The sequence below is a fragment of the Sphingobacterium sp. R2 genome (genome assembly GCF_040760075.1).
Taxonomy (GTDB): Bacteria; Bacteroidota; Bacteroidia; order Sphingobacteriales; family Sphingobacteriaceae; genus Sphingobacterium.
The window spans coordinates 1,727,386-1,751,857 of the sequence record NZ_CP142884.1 but is presented as its reverse complement, the minus strand read 5'-3'; the positions used below and the strand labels follow the sequence as shown (position 1 = coordinate 1,751,857).

The following is a 24,472-nucleotide window of genomic DNA, read 5'->3' as shown; positions in this document are numbered from 1 at the left end:
GTATATTTGTACCTATGATTTATGTCCATATCCCATTCTGTAAACAGGCTTGCCATTATTGCGATTTCCATTTTAGCACTTCACTTCAGTACAAAAGCGAGATGATCAATGCTATAAAACGGGAAATTGCGCTTAGAGCAGTGTATTTGGAAGACAAAAAGATCGAGTCTATCTATTTTGGAGGCGGCACACCGTCCTTATTGGAAGCGGATGAGATCGCGCGGATCATCGAGACGATCGCGAAGCATTTTGATATTGCAAATCACGCTGAAATTACACTAGAAGCCAATCCAGACGATCTAAATGCCGCCAAAGTAAACAGTCTGCGGAATACAGCAATCAATCGATTCAGCATAGGTATACAGTCATTCTTTGAGGAAGATCTCCAATGGATGAACAGAGCGCATAATCAACAGGAAGCAGTCGCATCGATAATGCGCGTGCAAGATGCAGGCTTTGAAAATATTACCTGTGACCTTATTTATGGCTATCCGTTATTGACAACGGAAAAATGGCGTCATAATATGCAACAACTGATTGACTTTGAAATTCCTCATATTTCTTCCTACTCCATGACTGTGGAAAAGAAAACAGCATTAGACCACTTCATAAAAAAAGGGATAACTCCAGCCATAGATTCTGATCAGGCAGCTGATCAGATGAGTCTTCTTATTCATACCTTGAAATCCGCGGGATATGAGCAGTACGAAATTTCCAATTTTGCAAAAAACGGCGTTTATGCCCGTCACAATACAAATTATTGGAAAGGCAAACATTATCTTGGTATCGGCCCTTCAGCTCATTCATTCAATGGAACTTCAAGGTCCTGGAATGTTTCTAATAATGCTAAATATATGACATCCATTAATTTAGATCAACTTCCCCTGGAAATTGAGGAGCTTTCCACGCTTGACCAGATCAATGAAAATATCATGACATCGTTGCGAACCATGTGGGGACTAGATCTAATTGCACTGGAAAGTAAGTTTGGACGATCCGTTAAAGATCGCGTCTTAAAAGAAGCTGAACCATTTATAGCAGCGAAGAATCTTATTTTGGAGGCAAACAACTTACGTTTAACAGATGCGGGCAAATTAATGGCAGATCGTATCATGTCTGATTTATTTATAATAGAAGATTAGCAAATAAAGATATTATATTTTATAAAATCATTAATACAAAAAGCGATTTAGCGCTAAAAATTGTGAAAATGGAAATTTAAGACAGTTTTCTACCTACTTTGTCCTATGTTTGTAACATAATCTATTATAAAATTATTATGTCACACAAGCCATCTTTTGACTTAGAGATCAAAAGTTACAGAGAGCAACATAATGCTGCCGTAAACTTAATTCAAATTGTCAGCAACCTGTGGTATAACCACGCCGTAGAGCTCGTATTCTTTCGAAATCGACTCTTTGATGCAAAACCGAGTGCTATCCTAAACCTGATTCAGGAAAGTGCCCTGCTTACCGACGAGCCGGTCGACATTCTTGACACACTGCAAATCGCACAGCTATTGGAAAAATCGCCACTTTCTCCCGCTCGTATTGACCTTGGGAAACTCACTTTACAGGCCAAGAAAAAAACCTTTTCCGCTAATGACCTACACAATTTCATCACTGCGGAGTTACAGGACATGCATCAACAGGAGAAATTGAAGCCACGTGATGTGGTGCTTTATGGCTTTGGTCGTATCGGTCGCTTACTCGCCCGCGAACTTATGCTTAACACCGGTGCGGGACAGCAGCTTCGTCTCCGCGCCATTGTAACTCGCGACGTCAATGATAGCAAATCGATCCTGAAAAGAGCGGCACTATTAAAAACGGATTCCATACACGGTGCATTCGAAGGCGATGTGCAGGCCGATATAGCAAATCCGGCACTCGTCATCAATGGAATTACCGTCCATCTGATCTCCGCAAAACAACCCGAGGATATTGATTACACAGTCTATGGTATAGAAAATGCTTTAATCATCGACAATACAGGGGCTTTTCGCGATGCGCAGGAACTTAGTCGCCACCTGAAATCCAAAGGCGCCGAACAAGTATTATTAACAGCTCCCGGGAAAGGGGTCCCAAATATCGTATATGCGGTCAACGAAAATGATAGCGATTTGCAAAAACATAAGATCTTTTCCGCGGCCTCTTGTACCACTAATGCGATATCTCCAATTTTAGCTGTACTTGAAAATACAATAGGAATAGATAGAGGGCATATTGAAACCATACACTCCTATACCAACGACCAGAATCTTGTCGACAATATGCACAAGAAATCCAGACGGGGCAGGGCAGCCGCACTCAATATGGTCATCACCGAAACTGGAGCAGGGGATGCCGTTGCAAAAGTGTTGCCTTCGCTAACGGGCAAACTGACTTCAAACGCTATTCGTGTTCCCGTCCCAAATGGGTCATTGGCGATATTAAATCTTCAAATCAAATCCAAAACTACAGTCAACGACATCAATGCCCTTTTAAAAAAGGCATCGCTGCAGGGTAACCTTGTTGAACAGATTATGTTTTCCAAAAACAATGAACTTGTTTCATCGGATATCATTGGCACCAGTGCCGCTGCCATAGTCGATGCTCCGGCAACGATAGTTTCGACGGACGGCAGAAACATTGTTCTGTATATCTGGTACGATAATGAATATGGATACTCACATCAGGTGATGCGCTTATCCCGCCATATTACCGGTGTAAGAAGGTATACTTACTATTAAACTGTAAAGTATAAGCGGTAGCTGTGCAGCCTCCGCTTATACTTTAGCAAGATTACTTTTAAGGTATTTCATAATAATCGGTGTTGCTCCAGCATTCTGCAGCACGTAATCACGGGCCAACTTCCCTGCTTCCTGACGGAAAGGGCCATCTTGAAGAGCAGCAAATGCTTTATTAAGTTCTTTAACACTTCCAATAGAAAAACCTGCACCACGCTGTACAATATCTTTCGCCTCCTGAAACTTTTTGAAAATGGGACCAAATAGAACCGGTATGCCATAAGTTGCGGCCTCCAGCGTATTATGTATCCCCACCCCAAATCCACCACCAATATAGGCTATTTGGCCATAACCATACAGCGAAGAAAGCATACCGATATTGTCGATAACTAATACACGAGCATCTGCTATTGTAACAGCATCATAATTGGCCATATTCGAAAAACGGAGCGCTTTTGGCCAAAGGTTGAAGATACTCGCCAAATGTGACTCATGAATCTCGTGCGGAGCCAAGATGAGTTTATAGGCCGGATAATCCGCAAATAATTCTCTTAGTATTTGCTCATCTTCTGGCCAGGTACTTCCAGCCACCAAAGTTGGATGTTCTCCAATAAATTGGATGACCTCCGGAATCACTTTCTTACTTTTAGGAAGGTCTACTACCCGATCAAATCGGGTATCTCCAGCAAGCCCGGCGTTGCGTATCCCAAATTCTTTTAAAAGACGTAAACTTTCTTCATTTTGCACAAAAAAGTAAGTCACATAGCCTAAAATCTGAAGAAAAAAGTTACCATATGCCTGAAAAAAGATCTGATCGGGTCTAAATATTGCTGAGATCAAAAACAAAGGAATCCCTCTGCTATACAGCCCCTCAAAAAAATAATACCAATATTCATATTTTGTGAATACGGCGAAGCTTGGCTTGATGAGGTCAAGGAAAAGTCGCGCGTTCTGTGCTGTATCATAGGGAAGATAAAACACATAATCAGCCAAAGCCGTATTTTTTCGGATCTCAAAGCCCGAGGGAGAGTAAAATGTTACAATTATTTTATGATCCGAATAAGTATTTCTTACGGACTCCAAAACAGGTCTTCCTTGCTCAAATTCTCCCAATGAAGCAAAATGAAACCAAACATGTTTTTGGGTAGAATCAACCGTTTGTTTCATCCTGTGATACCAGTCTTTTCGCCCTGTTACCATGAGCCTGGCCTTACCATGAAAAGGAGCCAAAATACGCAGTAAGAGTCCATAGAGAACGATTCCAATTGAATAAAGCAAACGCATGTTTTTAAAATAATGTTTATCTTAGTCAAAGATATTAAACCCATTTCATTAAAAGGAAAGCACGAGTGGAAAATAAAAATCAAAATTATCCGCGTGCCGGAGCATAGGGAACAATATCTTATATTTTGCCTTACCCGCAAGAAAGACTTTACTTACTATAATCAACAATAATGAACAAAAAAATATTAGTCACAGGAGGAACAGGTTACATCGGCTCGCACACCGTGGTCGAACTACATCAAGCAGGATACATACCTGTCATCATAGACGATCTATCCAATTCAAACATCAAGATTTTGGATCAGATTGAGAAGATCATCGGGGTTAAGCCCGAATTTCACCAATTTGACCTGTGTGACACAAACCGTGTGGACGAATTTGTGAAAGAAAATACGGACATTTCAGGGATTATACACTTTGCCGCGTCAAAGGCCGTTGGTGAATCTGTAAAAAAACCTTTAAAATATTACCACAACAATTTTTTCTCGTTAATCAATTTGTTAGAAGCGTATCAAGATAAGCCGATAAATTTTGTTTTCTCTTCAAGCTGTACTGTATATGGCGAACCAGATACACTTCCTGTCAATGAAAGTGCACCTGTAAAAAGAGCTACTTCTCCTTATGGTAATACCAAACAAATTGCGGAGGAAATTCTAGAAGAAACAGCTACTGCATACGATAACTATAATATTATCGCATTGCGCTACTTCAATCCCGTTGGAGCGCATGAGTCTGCATTGATAGGCGAATTACCAAACGGTGTGCCCCAGAATTTATTACCATTCATTACACAAACCGCAATCGGTAAAAGAGAAAAACTAACAGTTTTCGGTGACGATTACGACACCATAGATGGCTCCTGTGTAAGGGATTATATCCATGTGGTTGATTTGGCAAAAGCACACGTTGCAGCAATCAACTTATTGGACAAAGGAAATCCGAACGGGAAATATGATGTATTCAATGTGGGTACCGGAAAGGGGTATTCAGTACTCGAAGCCATCAAAGCGTTTGAAAAAGCATCCGGTCAAAAATTGAATTATGAAATTGGCCCACGCCGGGATGGCGATGTCATCAAGGTTTATGGTGATGTGACCAAATCTGCGGAACAACTACATTGGAAAGCCGAACTGGGAATTGATGAAATGATGGCTTCTGCTTGGGCTTGGGAAAAGAATCTGAAAGCAAATCCTTTGGATTAAATAGGAGCCCATTGAGCTCTACGTTTAATATGACCGTCCAGTTTAACTGAGACGGTCATATTTTGGGCTTTCAGAGCTTCCATCTCTCCATGATCACATGCTGATCTAATTCTCAACTATCAGTAGCGCTCTTCGCTACCTTCAATTTGTCCACCCTTTAATACGCGTGCAAATTAAACAAATTCTTTGTCGGAAATGTATTCCATGAGTATCCCAGCCTGATCTCCAAGTTTCTTTTTCAAACGCTGCATCGATTTTTTGATCGCATCTGGAGTAACCCCCAAAACATTGGCAACTTCCTTATTATTAAGTCCCAATTTCATCAGTACAATTACACGTAAATTGGATTCGGTGATATCGGAAAATTTAGATTGTATCTCTTGTAATAGATTAGGAAACTCTTTCATAATCAGCAGTTTAAATTCCTGCCATTTTTCCTCTGTTATCAAATGCGACTGCAATAATATTTTAAGCTCCTCTCGATCTCTTTCAACATTATTGCCCTTTTCTTCTAGTAATGCTGAAAGCACATTGATCTGTTCATTGTTTCGCTTAAGATAAGCTACATACTCTTCAACCTGACTTTTTGAACTCATTAGCTCCCTATCTAGTTCAGCCTTTGTATACTTCAGGTTGAGTAGCTGATATTCATAATCGCGAATACGTTGTCTTGTCCGATAGCGAACGGCGTTGTAAACAAAGAAAAATAGCACCAATACCAATAAACTCAATATGAGCCATAATCTTCTTTCGGCTTGCTTTTTCTTAATTACAGCCTGCGCTAAAGATAATTTATCCGCATACTTCTGTTTATCAGCCATAAATTTCAATTGGGATAATACAGGATCTCCGTCGAGAAATTGTAACGAGTCCTGCAGACGCTCAATCCTCCTACGTGCATCTAATTCATGCCCAATTTCCCGATTATGAACGGCCAAATGTAATTTATGAATTTCAAGTTCCAATATCGTCTTCTTATCATCTGACCCTGATAAAAGCAATTCAGCCTCTTTAATCATGTGGGGAACATCATTTATTTCTTGCCTGGCAATATTTATTCTAATCTGCATCATTAAGGCAAAAATCGTATTTCGTTTATCGCCTATTGATCTAGAAATTTCAAGATCCTTATCTAACAAAGATAAGGCCTTACGATAGTCTTTCATGCCTTCAAAGACAGCGGCTTGATTGCCCAAAACCTTCGCGTAGCGCAATGAGTCATTTTCTGAAAGAGCCAAGGATTGAGCTACTTCAAAATTTTTCATGGCCTGCAACGTATCCCCTCTACTTTTAAGCGTCAACAGCCCTAAATTGTCTAGAATTTCGGCCCTCAATCTAGGCGAAATTATTTCCTGTTGTTGGCCTAAGGTCAAGTACTTGATTCCAGAAGTATAATCACCCAAGGTCCCAAAAAAATAACCAAGCTTTTTATAGGTCTGTACGATATCCAACACCAGTTCTTTCGGTAAATCTTCAAGGCCTCTTTCGCCTTCAAGAATAAATGGCAAAGCTTCAGATGCTTTTAAACATCTATACAGATAAAAGCCATACATGACTTTCACCCAAGTTTTCACATTTTGATAACTGTATCCCTCATCTAGATCCAATGCTTTAAGATAGTATTTATCGCTAAAGCTATTTCTCCTCCCTTCATTATTAAAAGAATGGTCGGCTAGCAAACAATAATAGATTGCAAGAAGCGCCTTGTCATTTTTTCGTACAGCTTGGCTAAAATACGGTGCAAGATATTTATTCAACGCCAGATTGGAAGATTGATATTGCGCGGATTCTTTTATGATTGTTTCATAAAAGTTTTTTTCTTCTATCGACGGGTTTGAACTCATAAGTCCCATTCCACGGGTAATGTGAAACGGTATAATTGCTACCAAAAAAACAATTAGAAAAAATCTAGACATATAGGTGCAGGCATTGAAAATCATATTAAAATTAAAAAATAATTTTAATTAAATCACCATGGGGCCTAATCAAACCAAAATTGGAGGCTAATCTACCTACCGTAGGCTATTATAGAAAAAAGATCGTATACTAGTTAATATCCGCTGGATAAGGCCTGATTAGTTACACTAATTACTATTCATTGACAAAATGATAGATATGATATGGTGTTATCGCTTGAGTTAACTGAACATCGTGTTCGTTTCGATCCGTAATAACATCAATCGGCTCAAAAAAAGACAATCCAATACGCTGAACATCAACTTTACATTGAGAAAAGAAACGGTCATAAAAGCCTTTTCCATATCCCACTCTATAACCAAAAAGATCAAAGATTAATAAGGGCACAAGAACCATATCGATATCCGACGGAGCAACTTCAACACCTGCAGTTGGTTCTGATATTCCCCATGCATTCTTTTCAAATCTCATTTGCGTATCAAATAGATAATGCTGCATCGAATAGTCTTCAAAGCTAGATCTTGAAACAGCGATTTTTATCTGCGGATAAAATTCTTGAAGATAATTTAGGATTGCATAAGTATCTGGCTCGTGATATTTTTCAATAGGAATAAAAACGTGTAAAAGGCTCACTTTGGAGAGATCAATTTTCATAAATTGCTTCAAAAGCATACTATTGAGGACTGCCTCTCTGGCAACAGACAATTGACATCTCTTCGCTTTGTAAGTACGCCTAAGCTCATTCTTCGATTTCATCTAAATAATTTTTTCATGACAAAACAACTCCTATCTATAACTTAAAGATGGCATTCCATCGGGCTCATTCAATTATAAACAAGACAACCCATCATCAATTGCATTCACATAAGCCATAAGATCAAGGCGAACCTTCCCAAAAACTAAAAAGTCCCCTATTCTACTTTATTGGATTTTATAAAGATAAAAAAACGGCCTTGTAGCGAGCGCTAACAAGACCGAATAATCAACCTAAACCTAAAATCTTTATGTTATTTTACGCGCTCGATATAGTTACCGGTTTGCGTATCAACTCTTACTTTCTCACCTTGATTAATGAACAACGGTACCATAATCTCTACACCTGTTTCTACGGTTGCCTTTTTTAAGGCGTTTGTAGACGTATCTCCCTTTACTGCCGGTTCCGTATATGTGATTTCCAGTTCAACACTTTTCGGTGCTTCTGCCATGATAGGCTCATCACTTTCAAAAGCAATAATGACAGTCATCCCCTCTTTCAAGAAACGGGCTGAATCACCGAACAAAAACTTAGGAATATTAAATTGCTCATAGGTACTATTATCCATTACAACGAAGAATTCACCATCTTCATATAAATATTGATAATCGTTTGTTTCTACACGTGCAATTTCCACAGATTCGTCAACTCTGAAACGATACTCAACTAACTTACCCGTCTTAACATTACGCATTCTAGCTTGATAAAACGCGCGCAAATTACCTGGTGTACGGTGTATATATTCTTCTACGGAAACTAATTCTCCGTTAAATCTTAAAATATTTCCTGATTTTACCTCTGATGCCTTAGCCATTCTTTGAATTGAACTTTAAACGGTTATCTCATTATTGAGTCGTCAAAAATACAAAAACTAATTGTGTTATAAAAATTTCCTTTACTACTTTTTATGTAAAATACTGTTTTCAATAGGAAGAAAAATTATCCTTAGCATTCGGAAGGTAAATACACTAAAAACGTAATTTATTAGGGATTATGGACACAGCGATCGAGGTGAAAGAAAGATGAAGGGAACCAGTAATACTTAGGTTTTAAAGTCCAGAATTGAAATATGTTCATCACAAAACGCATATTCTTTTTTCTGATTTGAACAGACGACAAGAATTCTTGATTTTAATTTTGTTCGTTCGATTAAAGTTAAGTACCACTCTTCGCCGGAACTATCCAAATTACTTGTAGGTTCGTCCAACATGACCAACGAAGATGCGGAACAACACGCTAGCGCCAGTTTTACCCGTTGTCGCATACCTGATGAAAAAAAACGTATCTCTCTATCGAGCGCATGCTCTAATCCCAATAAGCTGATAACAGCTTCTTTATCAAAAGAAGGAAGATAGCTTTTAAATTTAAAATGGAAATCAATCAGCTCCATTAAAGTAAATTCCTCTATCAATTCAACGTATGGAGCTGCAAGGGAAAGTTGCTGATATACTTGATCCACATCTAAAAATTCGTCTCCATAGTGATAGAACAATTCACCTTCAGAAGGTGTCAAACTACTTGAAAGCACTTTCAGAAAAGTAGATTTTCCCGAACCATTATGACCAAGGATGGCATAACTCTTTCCGGACTCAAAGGTATAGTTTATATGCCTAAAAATCCATTCATTGTTATACCTCCTACCAATATCCTTTAATGTAATTTTCAAATTCACAAGAATCGATAACGCGATTACATCGCTCTATTATTGAATCCTTTCATAATACCTCGGCCGGAATTCCGAATAAAATCCAAAATTTCATCCCGAATTTCTGTTGCCTGATATTCAGCCTCTATAATTTCTATAGCCTTGGCTAAATTTCTATTTTGGACAAAAAGAATTCGATAAAGGTTCTGAATTTCGGCGATCTGATCTTCCGAAAATCCTCTTCTTCTTAATCCAACTGAATTAATCCCTGCATAAGAAATAGGTTCGCGCGCTGCTTTAACAAAGGGGGGAATATCCTTACGTACCAATGAACCACCGGTGACAAATGCATGCGAACCAATTTTGACAAATTGATGAACAGCTACCATTCCAGCCAGTACGACATAGTCACCCACGGTAATATGTCCTGCAAGCGTACTATTATTTGAGAAAACACAATTATCTCCTACTTCACAATCATGCGCAACATGACTGTATGCTTGAATTAAACAATTTTTTCCAATGACTGTTTTATATCTATCTTTGGTGCCTCTATTGATCGTTACGCACTCCCGTATGGTCGTATTATCACCAATTTCCACTGTCGTAATCTCACCATCAAATTTTAAATCTTGCGGCTCTCCAGAAATTACTGCACCGGGATATATTTTACAATTTTTTCCTATTCGTGCTCCATCCATAATCGTCACATTTGAGCCTATCCAAGTGCCTTCACCAATGATGACGTCTTTATAAATGGTTACAAATGGTTCGATGACCACATTTTTAGCAATTTTTGCTTCAGGATGAATATAAGCTAATGGCTGTATCATCTATACTACTTTAGTTGTTATTTACTCTTACGATCTGAGCCATAAGCTCGGCTTCACATACGATCTTCTCCCCTACCATGGCCACACCTTTCATTTTTGCGATACCTCTTCGAATCGGCTCCATCAAATCGCATCTAAAAATAACAGAATCTCCTGGAGTTACCTGCGCTTTAAAACGGGCATTTTCAATTTTCAGAAATAAAGTTAGCCAATTTTCCGGATCAGGAACTGTTTTAAGAACCAAAATCCCACCTGTTTGCGCCATAGCCTCTACTTGCAATACACCTGGAAATAATGGCGCCCCGGGAAAATGTCCCATAAATAAATCTTCGTTCATGGTAACATTCTTCAAGCCTACAACATGTGTTTCGGTCAATTCAAGAATCTTATCCACCATAAGCATAGGCTGACGATGCGGCAAAATCTTCATAATTTCTACCGTATCGTATAATGCTGGCATATTAGGATCGTAAACTTTAATTTTTTTACGTGTTTTATCTTTCTTAATCTGCTCCTTTATTTTTTTCGCAAAGGCAACATTGGCGGCATGCCCCGGCCGAGCAGCCATAATATGGCCCTTCAGCGGTCGCCCAACGAGTGCCAAATCTCCAACCATATCCAACAATTTATGTCGGGCAGGTTCATTTTGGTAGCGCAATTGATTATTGTTTAATATTCCTTCTTTGGCAACTGCAACGGTTTCCTTATGAAAAAGATGAGCTAATTTCTGTAATTCTTCAGGCGAAGTCTCCTTATCCACAATAACAATGGCATTACTTAGGTCACCACCTTTAATAAGCCCATGATCCACCAACATCTCTAACTCATGCAAAAAGCAAAAGGTACGTGAAGATGAAATTTCGGATTTAAAATCGTCAATTGACGTAATCGCAGCATGCTGGCTTCCCAACACCGGCGAGTTAAAATCGATCATGCAGGTCATCCTATAGCCATCCATCGGCATACCCAATATCTCGACTTTTCGATCAGGCTCAGCATAATGGATATTATTGGAAATCTCATAATAATCTCTGTCAGCATCCTGCTCCTCAAAGCCTGCCTCTTCAAGCAGCTTTACAAAAATAGCTGAACTTCCATCTAAGATAGGTATCTCGGGACCATCGATATCAATCAGGACGTTATCAATTTGTAAACCAATTAACGACGCCATCAAATGTTCAATTGTACTTACACTTGCACCGTTCTGAGTAATTGTCGTCCCCCTCGAAGTGTCCGTCACGTTATCTGCATCAACCAAAATTTCTGGCTGCCCCTCCAAGTCTACACGCCTGAACTTAAACCAGTGATTTTCCGGAGCTGGTTTGATGGTCATCGACACAATTTTCCCTGTATGAAGACCTACCCCCGAAATCTCAACCTCGTTTTTGATGGTTCGCTGTTTTACATTCATTTCTAATAACATATTTTTAAATCAAAACTTCTTTTGACAAAACATTTGTTGATTATGCTATATCGGTCAATGATATAGTTATACGATAAACTACTGTTTCATCACAATTAAAGAACAGCTTATTTTCAATGAAAAATAATTATTTTAATTTTTTTTCTACTAATTTTTCTAACTCCTGGATCCGCTTTTCCAATTCAGGAAGGCGAGCAAAGATTACATTTGACCGCAATTGTGGCTGATAAGGCATCAATGGCGTACCGCCCCACTTCTTGCCCTCTTCTTTGATCGATCTATTCACTCCGGACTGGGCCTGAATTTGGGACCCCTTAGCAATAACGATATGCCCAACTACACCAACCTGACCGCCCAATACCACATGCTCTCCAATTTTTGAACTACCGGAAATACCCGTCTGCGCCGCAATAACAGTATTCTTTCCAATATCAACATTATGGGCAATCTGAATCAAATTATCCAACTTCACGCCATGACGAACAATGGTAGCTCCCATGGTTGCTCTGTCAATTACGGTATTGGCACCAATCTCAACATTATCCTCTATCTGAACATAGCCAATCTGAGGAACTTTTTTATATGTCCCGTCTTCTTGTGGTGCAAATCCAAATCCATCTGATCCGATGACAACACCTGAATGTACTACCACATTTTTACCGATCTTACAATCATGATAAATCTTCACTCCTGGATAGAGCGTTGTATTATCTCCAATAGTAACTTTATCTCCAATATAAACCTGTGGGTAAATTTTCACATGATCACCGATCGATGCTCCTCTGCCTATATATACAAATGCACCGATATAGCCCCCTTGGCCGATTTCAGCCTCGTCATGTATAAAATGAGGTTCCTCTCGCCCACTTTTGTCAAGGCGAAACTCATTATACATATTTAGGACAGTAGAAAAAGCAGCATAGGCGTTCTTAACCCGTATAATCGTTAATGCAGGCTTAGTCGAATGTGTCAATTGCAAATCTTCATTAATAATAACAATCGAGGCATCAGTAGTATATATAAAATGCTCGTATTTGGGATTTGACAAAAAAGAAAGATCACCTTTTTTACCCTCCTCAATTTTGGCAAGGTTACCTACCGCAACCTCTGGATTTCCTTCAATCCGTCCTTCTAATAATGTCGCTATTTGTTGCGCAGTAAATTGCATGGTACAAATCTATGTTTTTTTATTAAAAAATAACTACTTGACAGAAGGAATTGCAACATATCCCACCTCTTTTGGATAACACAAAGCATATTTTGCGACATTTTTCGACAGCGCTTCTAAATTCCCCAGATCAGAAGCCTCCGTTATATCGACAAGTTCGCCCGATTTTAACAAAATTTTTATTTGATCCTGGGATGAATTATACGCGCGATTCTGAATTTCCTGAGTAAATACATAATAATGCATATCCTCCATCGCCACGCCGATTTCGGCTTGTACTTTTGCTTTCACCAAATCAATATATTCGCGCGAAAAAGGTTTGTTGCTCAATACAGAGCGATATAGATCACGCTTCATTACCCGTTGACACATTGTACTTAGAATATGGTCCTCATGACACTCCCATGTTTTTATGGCAGACATAATGTCTGTATCATCCAAACGAGTAAACCAGTCTAAATGCAACGGGTTGTCCAAAAAATTACTTTTATTGATTTGTTGGCTTAAAAACCAATGAAAAGCTGGAGTAGAAAAGAGTTGATGGCCAGCAGCCGTCAAATATTTTGCCCGCTGCAGAATTTTAATCAGCAACTGTTCGGCACCAATAACGGTTTTGTGCAGATATACTTGCCAATACATCAGTCGCCGTGCTATAAGAAATTTCTCCACTGAATATAGCCCTTTATAATCCACAACAATTTCATCCGCTACCACGTTGAGCATTTTTATGATACGGTCAAATGAAATCACTCCCTCAGATACTCCCGTAAAAAAGCTATCCCTATTGAGGTAGTCCATTCGATCAACATCCAACTGGCTCGACACCAATTGGTGAAGAAATTTGCGCTCGTATTTGTCATTAAAAATGGTAATTGCAAGGCTCAACCTTCCGTCTAAATCCTTATTGATTCGATCCATTAACAACGAAGACAGCAACTCATGCGAAACGCCTTCAATTAAGCTATGTTCTAACGAGTGGGAGAAGGGGCCATGCCCAATATCATGGAGTAAAATAGCTGAAAGAGCGGCTTCCTCTTCCACGTCCGAAATGAATACACCCTTGCTTCTTAATGTTTCCAAAGCCATTGCCATCAAATGCATGGATCCAATGGCGTGCTGAAAACGAGTGTGTAAAGCACCTGGATAGACGAGATGTGTCATACTCACCTGCTTGATATAGCGAAGTCGCTGAAAATAAGGATGCTGTACCAAATCAAAGACCAATCCTGTGGGGATCGAAACAAACCCGTATACCGGATCATTTATAATTTTATTTTTGTTCAAGGTGGCGACAAATTAAGGCAATCATCAACACTATAAATTATGAAACCTGGCTCTTAAATCCTGAACGCTGGGTTAACATCAGTATAAACTTAAAACAAAGATAGTTAGTTCATCGTTAAGAAATGTTAAAAATAAAATCTAAAGCACGATATTTGCTTAAGTTAGCATGAGATCAAAAATCCGTTAAATAGGTAAGAGTTGTTCTTTTACACTATTCTATTCATAGAAACACGGTCCTCCTCTAGTAATTAAACACATATATAGCAGATGCAAAAAACACATATTCTCTGGGCTGATGATGAAATTGACTTTCTAAAACCACATATCCTATTTTTAGAAAGCAAAGGATATAAAGTTGACACCGTCAATAATGGAAATGATGCAGTTGAAGCCTTTAAAAATGGTTTTTTTCATCTCGTTTTTTTAGACGAGAATATGCCCGGTCTGACCGGACTTGAAACACTCGGTATACTAAAGTCTATCAATCCTTCTGTACCTATTGTGCTGGTCACTAAAAATGAAGAAGAACATGTCATGGAAGATGCGATAGGTTCTAAAATTGATGATTACCTGATCAAGCCGGTCAATCCCAAACAGATCTTGATGACCATAAAGAAATTGACTGAAAACAAGCGCCTCGTCAATGAAAAAACATCTATGGCCTACCAGCAGGACTTCCGTAATTTGGGGATGACTCTCAACGAAAACCTAGATTACGACCAATGGTCGGAAGTATACAAAAAGCTTGTGTACTGGGAGTTGTCTCTAGAGAAACTTGAAGATAATAATATGCATGAAATTCTGACCATGCAAAAATCTGAAGCAAACATGCAGTTCTCAAAATTCATAGAGAATAACTATATCCATTGGATTAATCGTCCCGAAAACGGCCCTATACTCTCACATCAGTTGTTTAAGAAAAAAGTATTCCCTACGCTGGAAGATGATGTACCTACATTTTTCTTCTTAATAGACAACTTGCGGTTTGACCAATGGAAAATTATCAATGAAGTCATCACCGACTATTTTAGACTGGAGGAGGAAATAAACTATTTCAGTATTTTACCAACAGCAACACAATATGCTAGAAATGCTATTTTTAGTGGACTAACCCCGTTAGAAATGGAAAAACGTTTTCCGAAATTGTGGCAAAACGACGAAGACGAAGGCGGTAAAAATCTATACGAGGATAAATTTTTGGAGGATCAGATTAAGCGCCTTTATCGAAAGCCAATAAAACACTCTTACACAAAAATTCTGACATTGGAACAAGGAAAAGACGTTGTAGACAATCTCGGAAATTTAATGCACAATCAGCTTAATGCATTGGTGTATAATTTTGTGGATATGCTATCTCATGCACGTACAGATAGCTCTATGATTCGCGAATTAGCAAACGACGAGGCAGCATACCGTTCACTCACGTTGTCTTGGTTCGAGCATTCCCCCTTATTAGAGGCGATCAAATGGCTCTCCCAAAAAAAGGTTCGGGTGATTATCACCACTGACCATGGGACAATCCGTGTGAAAAAGCCAAGTAAAATTGTGGGGGATCGAAATACAAATACAAATTTAAGATATAAACAGGGCAAAAATCTGAATTATATCGACAAAGACGTCTTCGCTATCAAAAACCCACATGAAGCACAATTGCCCAAACTTCACGTGAGCTCAACCTACGTATTTGCCAAGGAGGACACCTATTTTGTCTACCCGAACAACTACAACCAATTTGTCAATTACTTTAATGGAACGTTTCAACATGGCGGGATCTCTTTGGAAGAAATGATTATCCCCTTTGCGACATACTTACCGAAATAGTAATTTTGCAGCATGGAAATTATTGTAAATTCGATAGCAGATTTATCGCAAGCAGCTGAAACACTTTTAACCAGTTTTCCGGAGGATCGCATTTTTTTGCTATATGGTCCAATGGGGGCAGGGAAAACAACTTTTGTAAAACACCTCTGCGAACAATTAAATGTCCAAGACAGCACATCGAGCCCGACATTCTCCATCGTCAATGAATACGAATCTGCTATTGGCCCCGTATATCATTTCGATTTTTACCGTATCAAAGACGAACAGGAGGCATTTGATTTTGGCTACGAGGAATACTTTTATTCAGGAGCATACTGCTTTGTGGAGTGGCCAGAAAAAATCCCCAATTTACTTCCTGAAGAAGCAAAGGAAATACACATCAGCATCATAGATGCAACAACACGTCAAATCTCTATTCATTAACTTACTTTTTTGACCCCCAATATGGCTCAATCATCCTCTTGTCAATATATTCCATCTGATATTCATGTGCCTGGTTTATCTGCTATACACGCCGAAAATCTTAGCTTTTCCTTTCATGAGAACAGCATGCAATTTGCTGTCGAAAACAGTTCCTTCGACATTGAAGAAGGAAAAATAACCGCGATTATCGGTGAGTCCGGAAGTGGGAAAAGTACCTTGTTGAGGCTTATATACGGATTATTGGAACCCACAGAAGGTGTGGTGCGCTATAAAGGCTGGCAGGTACCTACACGCAAAGATAAGTTAATTCCCGGTCACGATGCGATGAAATTAGTCTCGCAGGGTTTTGACGATTTAAATACATATGCCAACGTGTGGGACAATGTTGCATCGCAATTGCCAAATACAAATATCAAACGTAAACAAGATAAAACTGCGGAAATACTGCAACGTCTTCGCATAGACCACCTTGGGCGAAAAAGAGTAGCAGATATCAGTGGCGGAGAAAAGCAGCGCGTTGCAATCTGCCGTGCGCTCATCAATGAGCCCGAAGTTTTACTTATGGATGAACCCTTTAATCAGGTTGACGCCTCTTTTCGCGACACGCTCCAACAAGATATAAAGGATATCGTTAAAGAAACTGGGCTAACTGTTATCCTCGTTTCTCACGATCCGACTGAAGTACTTGCTTTAGCTGATAATCTTATCGTGATGAAAGAAGGTAAAATTCTAGATCAAAATAACCCACATCAACTCTATGACAATCCTTCGCACCCTTATACCGCCCAATTGTTGGCAAAAAGTAATATCTTGAATGTCCAGCAAGCTCAAAGCTTAGGGATAACAACCGAAAAACCTATAGCAATCCATCAGGAATGGATTTCAATAAGTTCTTCACAAGAGTCCACTTTTTTTGTCAAGGATGTGCGATTCCGAGGATTTTATTATGAAATTGTTGTCAGCAATAATGTAATCAACTTACATACCATTAGGACTTCTCAAATCATTCCGTCAAAACAACAAACAGTTGATCTGACAATATCCCATTGGATTTCTTTTGACCATTAATTTGATATCCTAATCCAGTGTAGCTAGCCAGGACAAAAATGCGTCAAACCATAATTTATCCGAAGTTTTATTAATTAATCCAAAACCATGTCCCCCCTGCTCAAAGACATAAAGCTTGTTGGGCACTTTTGCTTTGTCCAAAGCAGCAATCATCCGATAACTGTTTTCTATCGGTACAGCCATATCGTCTTTGGCATGTACAAAGAAAACCGGGCAAACTTCCGGAGAGACCTGTAATTCAGAAGAAAATGATCTGACCAAATCTTCCGAAGGGTTTTCTCCGATCAGATTAATCCTTGACCCTCTGTGCGTGATATCATTATTCATGGAGATGACCGGATAAATTAATCCAGCAAAATCAGGTCTTAGGGATACATGTGTAGAATTTGCTATATAGTCCTTCTTGAATTGGGTAATTAAAGTAGAGGCCAAATGCCCGCCAGCAGAAAAGCCAATAACGCCAACCTTGCGAAGTTCAGGGTGCAACGTTCTAATCAGTTGAACCGCCCGCTGAGCATCTTGAAGAGGTCCTATTGATTTGTTACGCATAATATTTGGCGAAGGTAAACGGTATTGTAAAACAAAAGCCGAATAACCATTTTTTACGAGTTCTTTAGCGACAGCATGTCCTTCATGATCCATAGCAATATGCGAATACCCACCTCCCGGGATTACCAGTACAGCGATATTTTTAGCGCTACTTTTATCTGCCGGATAAGCAAACAACCTGGGAACATTTTTTTCTAAATTCACTTGCGCTTTATCCGTCGAATTTGGAATGGAATCTACATAAAGATTGATTACTTCCTGCGCCTTAGCGAGTGAAATCAACGAACATAAAATCATAAAAATTCTTTTCATTAAATATAGTATTTTAAAAGAGAGTTCCAGACCACATCGACTCGAAAAGATGTAGCAAATATGAACTGTATACCCCTGGTTTATAATGAAGAAACGACTAAAAGATCCAAATCTTTTGCAGTCATATTAAACCTTGATGCCATATCAGCATTTGTAAGATTACCTTGATACAAATAAATGGAACTTCGGATTCCGGGATTTTTCCAAATTGCGTTTTTCAATCCGCCAAGCTCAGCAAAATCGAGCAAAATTGAAGTAAAAATATTACTCATGGCATAAGTTGCTGTTCGTGCCACCCGAGAAGCGATATTCGGAACACAGTAATGAATAACATCAAATTTTCGGAAAACGGGTTGATCATGTGAAGTGACTTCTGACGTTTCAAAATTCCCGCCCTGATCGATACTTACATCTATAACAACAGAGTTGGGCTTCATTTTAGATACCGTTTCCTCCGAAATCAAACAAGAAGACCTTCCATTGCGCGCCCGCAAAGCACCAATCACAACGTCTGAACTGATAACAGCTTTATTTAAAATAATTGGCTGTATAACAGATGTAAACACACGGCTACCAAGATTGTTCTGTAAACGTCTAAGTTTATATATGGAATTATCAAAAACCTTTACCTGTGCGCCTAAAGCTAAAGCTGTTCGGGCAGCTTGTTCACCAACAGTACCAGCGCCGATAATAACAACTTCTGTCGAGGCTACCCCGGTCACACCGCCTAACATCAGCCCCTTTCCGCCAAACGCATTACTCAGATATTCGCCAGCAATCAGCGTTGCCGTCGCCCCAACAATTTCGCTCATGGCCCTAACCACCGCTAGACACCCGCCCTCGTCTCTTAAATACTCATAAGAAATTGCTGTAATCTTTTTATGCATTAATGCCTTTAAGACATCCAGGCTCATGAGTGAGGGCTGCTGAGAAGACAATAAAAGTTGGCGTTCTTTCATCAACTTTACTTCCGCCGCAGTAGGACTACCGACCTTTATAATCAAATCCGCTTGGTATACTTCTTCGCGAGACGAAACGATCCGAGCCCCTTGTTCACTATAATGATGATCTAAAAAGTTGGCTCCACTCCCTGCCCCCGTCTCAATGATAACGTCGTGCCCATTCTCTACCAATAATGCAACCGCTAATGGTGTTAAACATATCCGCTTTTCCTGTAGCGAGATCTCTTTTGGAATCCCTATAAATAAACTTTTTGCATTCTTTTTCTTTTCAAAAAGCATCTCTTTTGGAGAAATCATAGCCTGACTAGCAAGCTTCCCTAACTCATTCATCTTGTCAAATTGATCGTTAGCTAAAATTACAATAAATAATCAATCTTATCAAACGAAGATAAATTTGGTTTGGCACACCTTTGGAATGAAACAAATTTATCTACATTTGTCTAAATTAATCAGATATAATACCATGCTCAGTAAAGTAAATATAGTGCCGCGGTGGATCATTTTTTTATTGGACATCTTTAGCGTATCCATCGCCTATCTGCTCGCAAATGTCATTTACTATGATTTTGACTTCGCTTTTCTGCTTGACATTGATTTTAGTATACGCTATATTTTATTTATAGGTGTATGCTCTTTTTCATTCTACCTTTTTAAAATGTATACCGGAATAGTTCGTTACACAAGTGCGATCGATTCCATACGTATATTATCGACGATAACATTTAGTGTTTTCATCCTCCTTGTTATAAAAATAATAATCCAAGCAAATGAGATCGAGCGTAACATCCCAACTGCCCTCATTATTTTCTTTGCCCTCTTTTCATTTCTAATTTTAACAGTCTATCGAACGATTATTAAGATTTTCTTTCTATACACAAAAAAAGCTAGTGGCTCCAGAAAAAAAACGCTGATCTATGGAGCAGGCGACTTGGGAATTGCTGTAAAAAGAACATTAGACCATGATGTAAGATCCAAAAATGCCATTGTAGGATTTTTAGATGATAACGAACAAAAAATAAATAAGGTAATTGATGGAACGAAGATATATTCTTCGCAGAAGTTCAGCCACCTGATCAAAACGTTAAATGTCGAGGAGGTCATTATTGCTTCGCACAATATTCCTTCGGACCGCAAAAATGAAATCACTGACGTCGCGCTGGAAAAAAATGTTAATATATTAACGCTGCCCCCAGTTAAGAAAATTATGAATGGCGACCTTAATCCCAATCAGATCCAAAAAATAAAAATTGAAGATTTATTGGAAAGGGCACCTATAAAGATCAACGATGATCACATCCTCAGCCAAACGAAAGGCAAAAGGATATTGGTCACTGGTGCTGCGGGCTCTATTGGAAGTGAGATCGCAACCCAATTGGGAAGATACGAACCACAGATGATTATACTGTGTGATCAGGCGGAGTCCCCCTTACATAATCTCCAACTCGATCTTCAAGATGAATTTCCAAATCAAGTATATCATACTTACATAGCCGATGTCCGAAGTTCAAAAAGGATGCAATTACTTTTTGAAACGTTCAAACCACACTATGTTTATCACGCAGCAGCCTATAAACATGTGCCGATGATGGAAAACCATCCATTGGAAGCGGTACAAACGAATGTGATGGGAACAAAAAATCTTGCTGATTTAGCCGTTGAGTTTCAAGTTGAAAAATTTGTTTTTGTCTCTACGGACAAAGCGGTCAATCCCACCAACATCATGGGAGCAACGAAACGGATTGCTGAAATTTACGTCCAGTCATTGAACAATCATTTGGAAGCATCATTGCAAGATAGTATCCATACTAAATTTATTACGACACGCTTTGGAAACGTGCTGGGTTCAAATGGCTCCGTAATTCCACGATTCAGAGATCAAATTCAAAAAGGTGGCCCTGTAACAGTTACCCATCCAGAAATTACCCGATATTTTATGACCATTCCCGAAGCATGCCGATTGGTTCTTGAAGCTGGGACGATGGGACAAGGCGGCGAAATTTTTGTATTCGATATGGGAAAATCTGTGAAAATAGTCGAATTAGCTAAGAAAATGATTCGTCTTTCAGGATTCAAACCAAATGAAGATATTGAAATAAAGTTTACAGGATTGCGCCCCGGAGAAAAGCTGTATGAGGAATTATTAAATGATTTAGAAAACACCCTACCGACTCACCATGAAAAAATTATGATTGCCAAAGTGAGAGAAAATAATTATGACAGTGTGCTCATGAAGATCCAAAAACTGCAGCAACGATTGGCAACGCAAAACAAAAACGAAGTCGTGTATCAAATGAAAATCATTGTACCCGAATTCAAAAGCAAAAATTCGATCTACGAGCAACTGGATCGAGAAATCGAATTATCAAATAAGTCAGAAAACTAAACTTAATTCACTTTAAAATTGCAAAATACTTGTATTTTTACTCGAAAAGTGTATTTTTGCAATCCATATTTTACTGATTAGTAATGTCTAAAAACACAAATAATACAAATCAAGGTTTCAAACCTTCAAAAGGATCTTTTTTCCAAGATAACCAAAAAAGCGTAGTGTTCATTTTAGGTGGTATCGTTGTATTGATCTTACTTTATTTTGGATATCAAAAGCTGTATCTAGATCCGAGAGCAGAAGAAGCTTCGAACCGTATGTATAAAGCTGAACAGCTTGCCACAATCGATTCTTTGCAAAACAAAGCAATCATGGGAGATGGTTCATTTCTTGGATTTAAACAAATTGCGGATGAATATTCGAATACAAAATCGGCAAATATAGCGAATGCTTATTTAGGCGGGTTGTATTTGCGCCAAGGTAAATTTGAAGAGGCTGTAAAAGCACTCGAAAAATATTCTCCTACGGGAAGCCAAATTCTAGACCCTTTGGTAATTGGTTTAACAGGTGATGCATACTCAGAGTTAAAAGACTACAAAAAAGCTGCTGATTACTATAAACAAGCTTCCGAAAAATCGAGCAATTCATATACTACACCGATGTTTTTAAAAAAATTAGGCCTTGTTTATGAAGCACAAAATGATTATAAAGGTGCAGAGACTGCCTATAAAAAGATTAAGACAGATTTTCCTGAAAGCCAAGAGGCCAGCACAATTGATGGTTTATTAGGCCGCGTACAGGCACATTTATAAGAGATAACAACACAAAAAAAGAGGCTATTTGATAGCCTCTTTTTTTGTGACCATCTAAAATACTATCTTTGCTCCCATTATGGCAAGTAGCATTAAAAATTTATCAGACTTCTCGCATATCCAAGTTGCGGATGCGAGTACATTCAAATTTGCAATTGTTGTCGCACAATGGAATGCAGAAATTACAGGTGCATTATTAAATGGTGCAGTAAAAGGCCTGGAAGAGCATGGAGCTAAAGAAAATAATATTGAAATTATTGAGGTCCCTGGAAGTTTTGAATTAATTTCAGGGGCGGATCTGGCACTGAGAAATCAGGGCTTTGACGCAGTTATTTGTTTAGGTTGTGTTATCCAGGGCGAAACAAGACACTTTGATTTCATCTGCGATGCGGTTGCAAATGGCATCGCCAATGTGGGGCTCAAATATAATAAGCCAGCAATTTTTGGCGTATTAACAACAGACAACCTCCAACAGGCATTGGATCGTGCAGGTGGAAAGCATGGTAATAAAGGTGAAGAAGCTGCTATTACAGCTATACAGATGGCTCATATCGCCAAAAGATTCTAATTTGGTATCAATTTTGCGCACTATACGTCAATGATGAAAGTATTTATTGAACATAGTTTAAAGTAAGGTACTTCCATTTTGATAAATCGATTAATAAAATATGCTATTATCTTATTAATCGATTTTTATTTTATATCAGAATATATTGTCGTTGATTGGCTCGAATGGATAGAGTAAGAAGACAATCAGCCGTATAAAGACAATAATGCAATGATGAGGTGGAATACTTTTAATTTTCGCTTAGTCCACTTAATGATTGTTTCTAAAAAAATAGGGTTATGAAAATATTATCGAACGTACTCAGTATCGTTATCCTTACCTTGTTCTGTCAGTTGAATTTAATAGCGCAAGAAGATACGCTCCATAAACAGATATGGCAAAGTATTGGCGGTCAAGAAAAGTGGGATTCGTTACAGTATTTAGCATTCTCTGCAAAAGGGAATAACATTTCAGACCAATTAGCTAACGAAGAACGAAAATTCTTGTTCAATCGAACAAGCGGAGCGTGTCGATTTGATGGATATACAGGAACAGACCAAGTGACTTACCTATTTAATTTTAAAAACCCTGGTAATGATAAGCTCTTTATTGGCGGAAATTTATCCACAGACGATGTAGAGCTTAAAAAATCAATCAAAAGCCAGCTCTTTTTGGATTTCAATTTGCTCCTCTTACCCACCTTCATCGGACTAAAGAATGTGCAGCTCAAAAACCAGAAAGAAAGCTTCAGCGCAGGACAAAAATTAATGATATCCAATATCCTTTCTTCAACCCCCATTTTTGGGAACAGGATTGCCGGAGTGCTCTACATCGATCAAAATACAGGGGAAATCGCGCGTTATGAATACAAAGATAAAGGAGAAAAAATTACGTATGAAGTGAGCAATTATAAGGAGATCGGCGACGGTATACGTTTACCAAGCCTATTCAATTGCACAACGAACGGACAAAGAAGTTGTATATTCTCCTCTATCTCATCTTTCGTACAAGTAGAACAAAAAAAATTCACAGAATTATGATCAATTGGATAGAATTAAACACAGAACAACAGCTACAAGAACTATATCAATCGGATAAAGTTGCAGCTATTTTTAAACACAGTACAACGTGTGGTATTAGTAATATGGCTAAACGCAGTCTTGAACGAATGTCTGCGCTATCAGACCATGATTATACGATTTATCTCTTAGACCTATTACGCTACCGTTCCCTTTCAAATGAGATTGCTCAACGCTGGAATGTAGAGCATCAATCTCCTCAAATATTGATTATTGAAGGAAAAGCCAGTATATACGATGCTTCACATGGCGATATCCAATTTGATGAAATAGAGAAATACTTAGTGGCAATTTAATAGTATAGTCTATTTGGGATCCTTTTGAAATTCCATCAAATA

Annotated in this window: 22 protein-coding genes; 11 read left to right on the top strand and 11 right to left on the bottom strand. The window is 38.6% G+C overall.

From position 1 onward, the window contains the following. Positions 1-14 precede the first annotated feature (14 nt). Both hemW and VXM68_RS07225 read left to right on the top strand, forming a co-directional pair. Positions 15-1,142, top strand: a complete 1,128-nt coding sequence (gene hemW / locus VXM68_RS07230) for a radical SAM family heme chaperone HemW (RefSeq protein WP_367210906.1) — start codon at positions 15-17, stop codon at positions 1,140-1,142. A 137-nt stretch (positions 1,143-1,279) separates the two neighbouring features. Then, positions 1,280-2,728 carry a glyceraldehyde-3-phosphate dehydrogenase gene (locus VXM68_RS07225; protein ID WP_293953138.1) on the top strand — a complete coding sequence of 483 codons (1,449 nt, stop codon included), beginning with the start codon at positions 1,280-1,282 and terminating at the stop codon, positions 2,726-2,728. A gap of 36 nt (positions 2,729-2,764) precedes the next feature. Here the strand turns inward: VXM68_RS07225 and VXM68_RS07220 are convergent, their stop codons facing one another. Next, positions 2,765-4,009, bottom strand: coding sequence for a 3-deoxy-D-manno-octulosonic acid transferase (locus VXM68_RS07220; RefSeq protein WP_367210905.1), 1,245 nt, complete (start codon positions 4,007-4,009; stop codon positions 2,765-2,767). A gap of 170 nt (positions 4,010-4,179) precedes the next feature. Between VXM68_RS07220 and galE the strand changes: the two genes are divergently transcribed. Next, positions 4,180-5,211: a UDP-glucose 4-epimerase GalE gene (gene galE, locus VXM68_RS07215; protein WP_293953142.1), complete on the top strand. Its 1,032-nt coding sequence runs from the start codon at positions 4,180-4,182 to the stop codon at positions 5,209-5,211. Positions 5,212-5,384: 173 nt separating this feature from the next. Here the strand turns inward: galE and VXM68_RS07210 are convergent, their stop codons facing one another. The 8 genes from VXM68_RS07210 to VXM68_RS07175 form a co-directional block, all read right to left on the bottom strand. Beyond that, on the bottom strand, positions 5,385-7,127 hold the full coding sequence (locus VXM68_RS07210; RefSeq protein ID WP_367210904.1) for a hypothetical protein: 1,743 nt from the start codon (positions 7,125-7,127) through the stop codon (positions 5,385-5,387). A gap of 175 nt (positions 7,128-7,302) precedes the next feature. Next, on the bottom strand, positions 7,303-7,884 hold the full coding sequence (locus VXM68_RS07205) for a 5-formyltetrahydrofolate cyclo-ligase (RefSeq protein WP_293953146.1): 582 nt from the start codon (positions 7,882-7,884) through the stop codon (positions 7,303-7,305). A 251-nt stretch (positions 7,885-8,135) separates the two neighbouring features. Next, entirely contained in the window at positions 8,136-8,696 is a 561-nt protein-coding gene (gene efp, locus VXM68_RS07200) for an elongation factor P (protein WP_209577505.1), read from the bottom strand. A gap of 228 nt (positions 8,697-8,924) precedes the next feature. Further along, entirely contained in the window at positions 8,925-9,554 is a 630-nt protein-coding gene (locus tag VXM68_RS07195) for an ATP-binding cassette domain-containing protein (protein ID WP_312332356.1), read from the bottom strand. Between the two features lie 17 nt (positions 9,555-9,571). Continuing rightward, complete coding sequence (lpxA, locus tag VXM68_RS07190) at positions 9,572-10,360, bottom strand: acyl-ACP--UDP-N-acetylglucosamine O-acyltransferase (protein WP_209577503.1); 789 nt, start codon at positions 10,358-10,360, stop codon at positions 9,572-9,574. Positions 10,361-10,370: 10 nt separating this feature from the next. Then, positions 10,371-11,771, bottom strand: a complete 1,401-nt coding sequence (locus VXM68_RS07185) for a bifunctional UDP-3-O-[3-hydroxymyristoyl] N-acetylglucosamine deacetylase/3-hydroxyacyl-ACP dehydratase (RefSeq protein ID WP_209577816.1) — start codon at positions 11,769-11,771, stop codon at positions 10,371-10,373. A gap of 139 nt (positions 11,772-11,910) precedes the next feature. After that, on the bottom strand, positions 11,911-12,951 hold the full coding sequence (lpxD, locus tag VXM68_RS07180) for a UDP-3-O-(3-hydroxymyristoyl)glucosamine N-acyltransferase (protein ID WP_367210903.1): 1,041 nt from the start codon (positions 12,949-12,951) through the stop codon (positions 11,911-11,913). A gap of 33 nt (positions 12,952-12,984) precedes the next feature. After that, entirely contained in the window at positions 12,985-14,235 is a 1,251-nt protein-coding gene (locus tag VXM68_RS07175; protein WP_293953152.1) for an HD domain-containing protein, read from the bottom strand. A 267-nt stretch (positions 14,236-14,502) separates the two neighbouring features. Here VXM68_RS07175 and VXM68_RS07170 point away from each other — a divergent pair, with 267 nt between their 5' ends. The 3 genes from VXM68_RS07170 to VXM68_RS07160 are packed head-to-tail and all read left to right on the top strand — an operon-like array spanning position 14,503 to position 17,547. Next, on the top strand, positions 14,503-16,056 hold the full coding sequence (locus VXM68_RS07170) for a PglZ domain-containing protein (RefSeq protein WP_209577497.1): 1,554 nt from the start codon (positions 14,503-14,505) through the stop codon (positions 16,054-16,056). 12 nt (positions 16,057-16,068) lie between these two features. Further along, the gene (tsaE, locus tag VXM68_RS07165) at positions 16,069-16,479 is read left to right on the top strand and encodes a tRNA (adenosine(37)-N6)-threonylcarbamoyltransferase complex ATPase subunit type 1 TsaE (protein WP_293953154.1); all 411 of its coding nucleotides are present in this window, start codon (positions 16,069-16,071) and stop codon (positions 16,477-16,479) included. Positions 16,480-16,500: 21 nt separating this feature from the next. Beyond that, positions 16,501-17,547, top strand: a complete 1,047-nt coding sequence (locus tag VXM68_RS07160) for an ABC transporter ATP-binding protein (RefSeq protein WP_367210902.1) — start codon at positions 16,501-16,503, stop codon at positions 17,545-17,547. 9 nt (positions 17,548-17,556) lie between these two features. Here VXM68_RS07160 and VXM68_RS07155 read toward each other — a convergent pair whose 3' ends face one another. Then, on the bottom strand, positions 17,557-18,408 hold the full coding sequence (locus tag VXM68_RS07155) for an alpha/beta hydrolase (protein WP_367210901.1): 852 nt from the start codon (positions 18,406-18,408) through the stop codon (positions 17,557-17,559). An 80-nt stretch (positions 18,409-18,488) separates the two neighbouring features. Further along, positions 18,489-19,700 carry an alanine dehydrogenase gene (locus tag VXM68_RS07150; RefSeq protein WP_293953160.1) on the bottom strand — a complete coding sequence of 404 codons (1,212 nt, stop codon included), beginning with the start codon at positions 19,698-19,700 and terminating at the stop codon, positions 18,489-18,491. Positions 19,701-19,806: 106 nt separating this feature from the next. Here VXM68_RS07150 and VXM68_RS07145 point away from each other — a divergent pair, with 106 nt between their 5' ends. From VXM68_RS07145 to ytxJ, 5 genes are all read left to right on the top strand, one after another. Next, positions 19,807-21,753: an SDR family NAD(P)-dependent oxidoreductase gene (locus VXM68_RS07145; RefSeq protein ID WP_367210900.1), complete on the top strand. Its 1,947-nt coding sequence runs from the start codon at positions 19,807-19,809 to the stop codon at positions 21,751-21,753. An 83-nt stretch (positions 21,754-21,836) separates the two neighbouring features. Continuing rightward, entirely contained in the window at positions 21,837-22,508 is a 672-nt protein-coding gene (locus tag VXM68_RS07140; protein ID WP_293953164.1) for a tetratricopeptide repeat protein, read from the top strand. Between the two features lie 79 nt (positions 22,509-22,587). After that, the gene (ribH, locus tag VXM68_RS07135) at positions 22,588-23,076 is read left to right on the top strand and encodes a 6,7-dimethyl-8-ribityllumazine synthase (RefSeq protein ID WP_293953166.1); all 489 of its coding nucleotides are present in this window, start codon (positions 22,588-22,590) and stop codon (positions 23,074-23,076) included. 278 nt (positions 23,077-23,354) lie between these two features. Beyond that, a complete protein-coding gene (locus VXM68_RS07130; RefSeq protein ID WP_367210899.1) occupies positions 23,355-24,095 on the top strand; it encodes a hypothetical protein in 741 nt (246 codons plus the stop codon). After that, positions 24,092-24,430, top strand: a complete 339-nt coding sequence (ytxJ, locus tag VXM68_RS07125) for a bacillithiol system redox-active protein YtxJ (RefSeq protein WP_293953170.1) — start codon at positions 24,092-24,094, stop codon at positions 24,428-24,430. The genes VXM68_RS07130 and ytxJ overlap by 4 nt, the downstream gene beginning before the upstream one ends. The last annotated feature ends 42 nt before the right edge of the window (positions 24,431-24,472 follow it).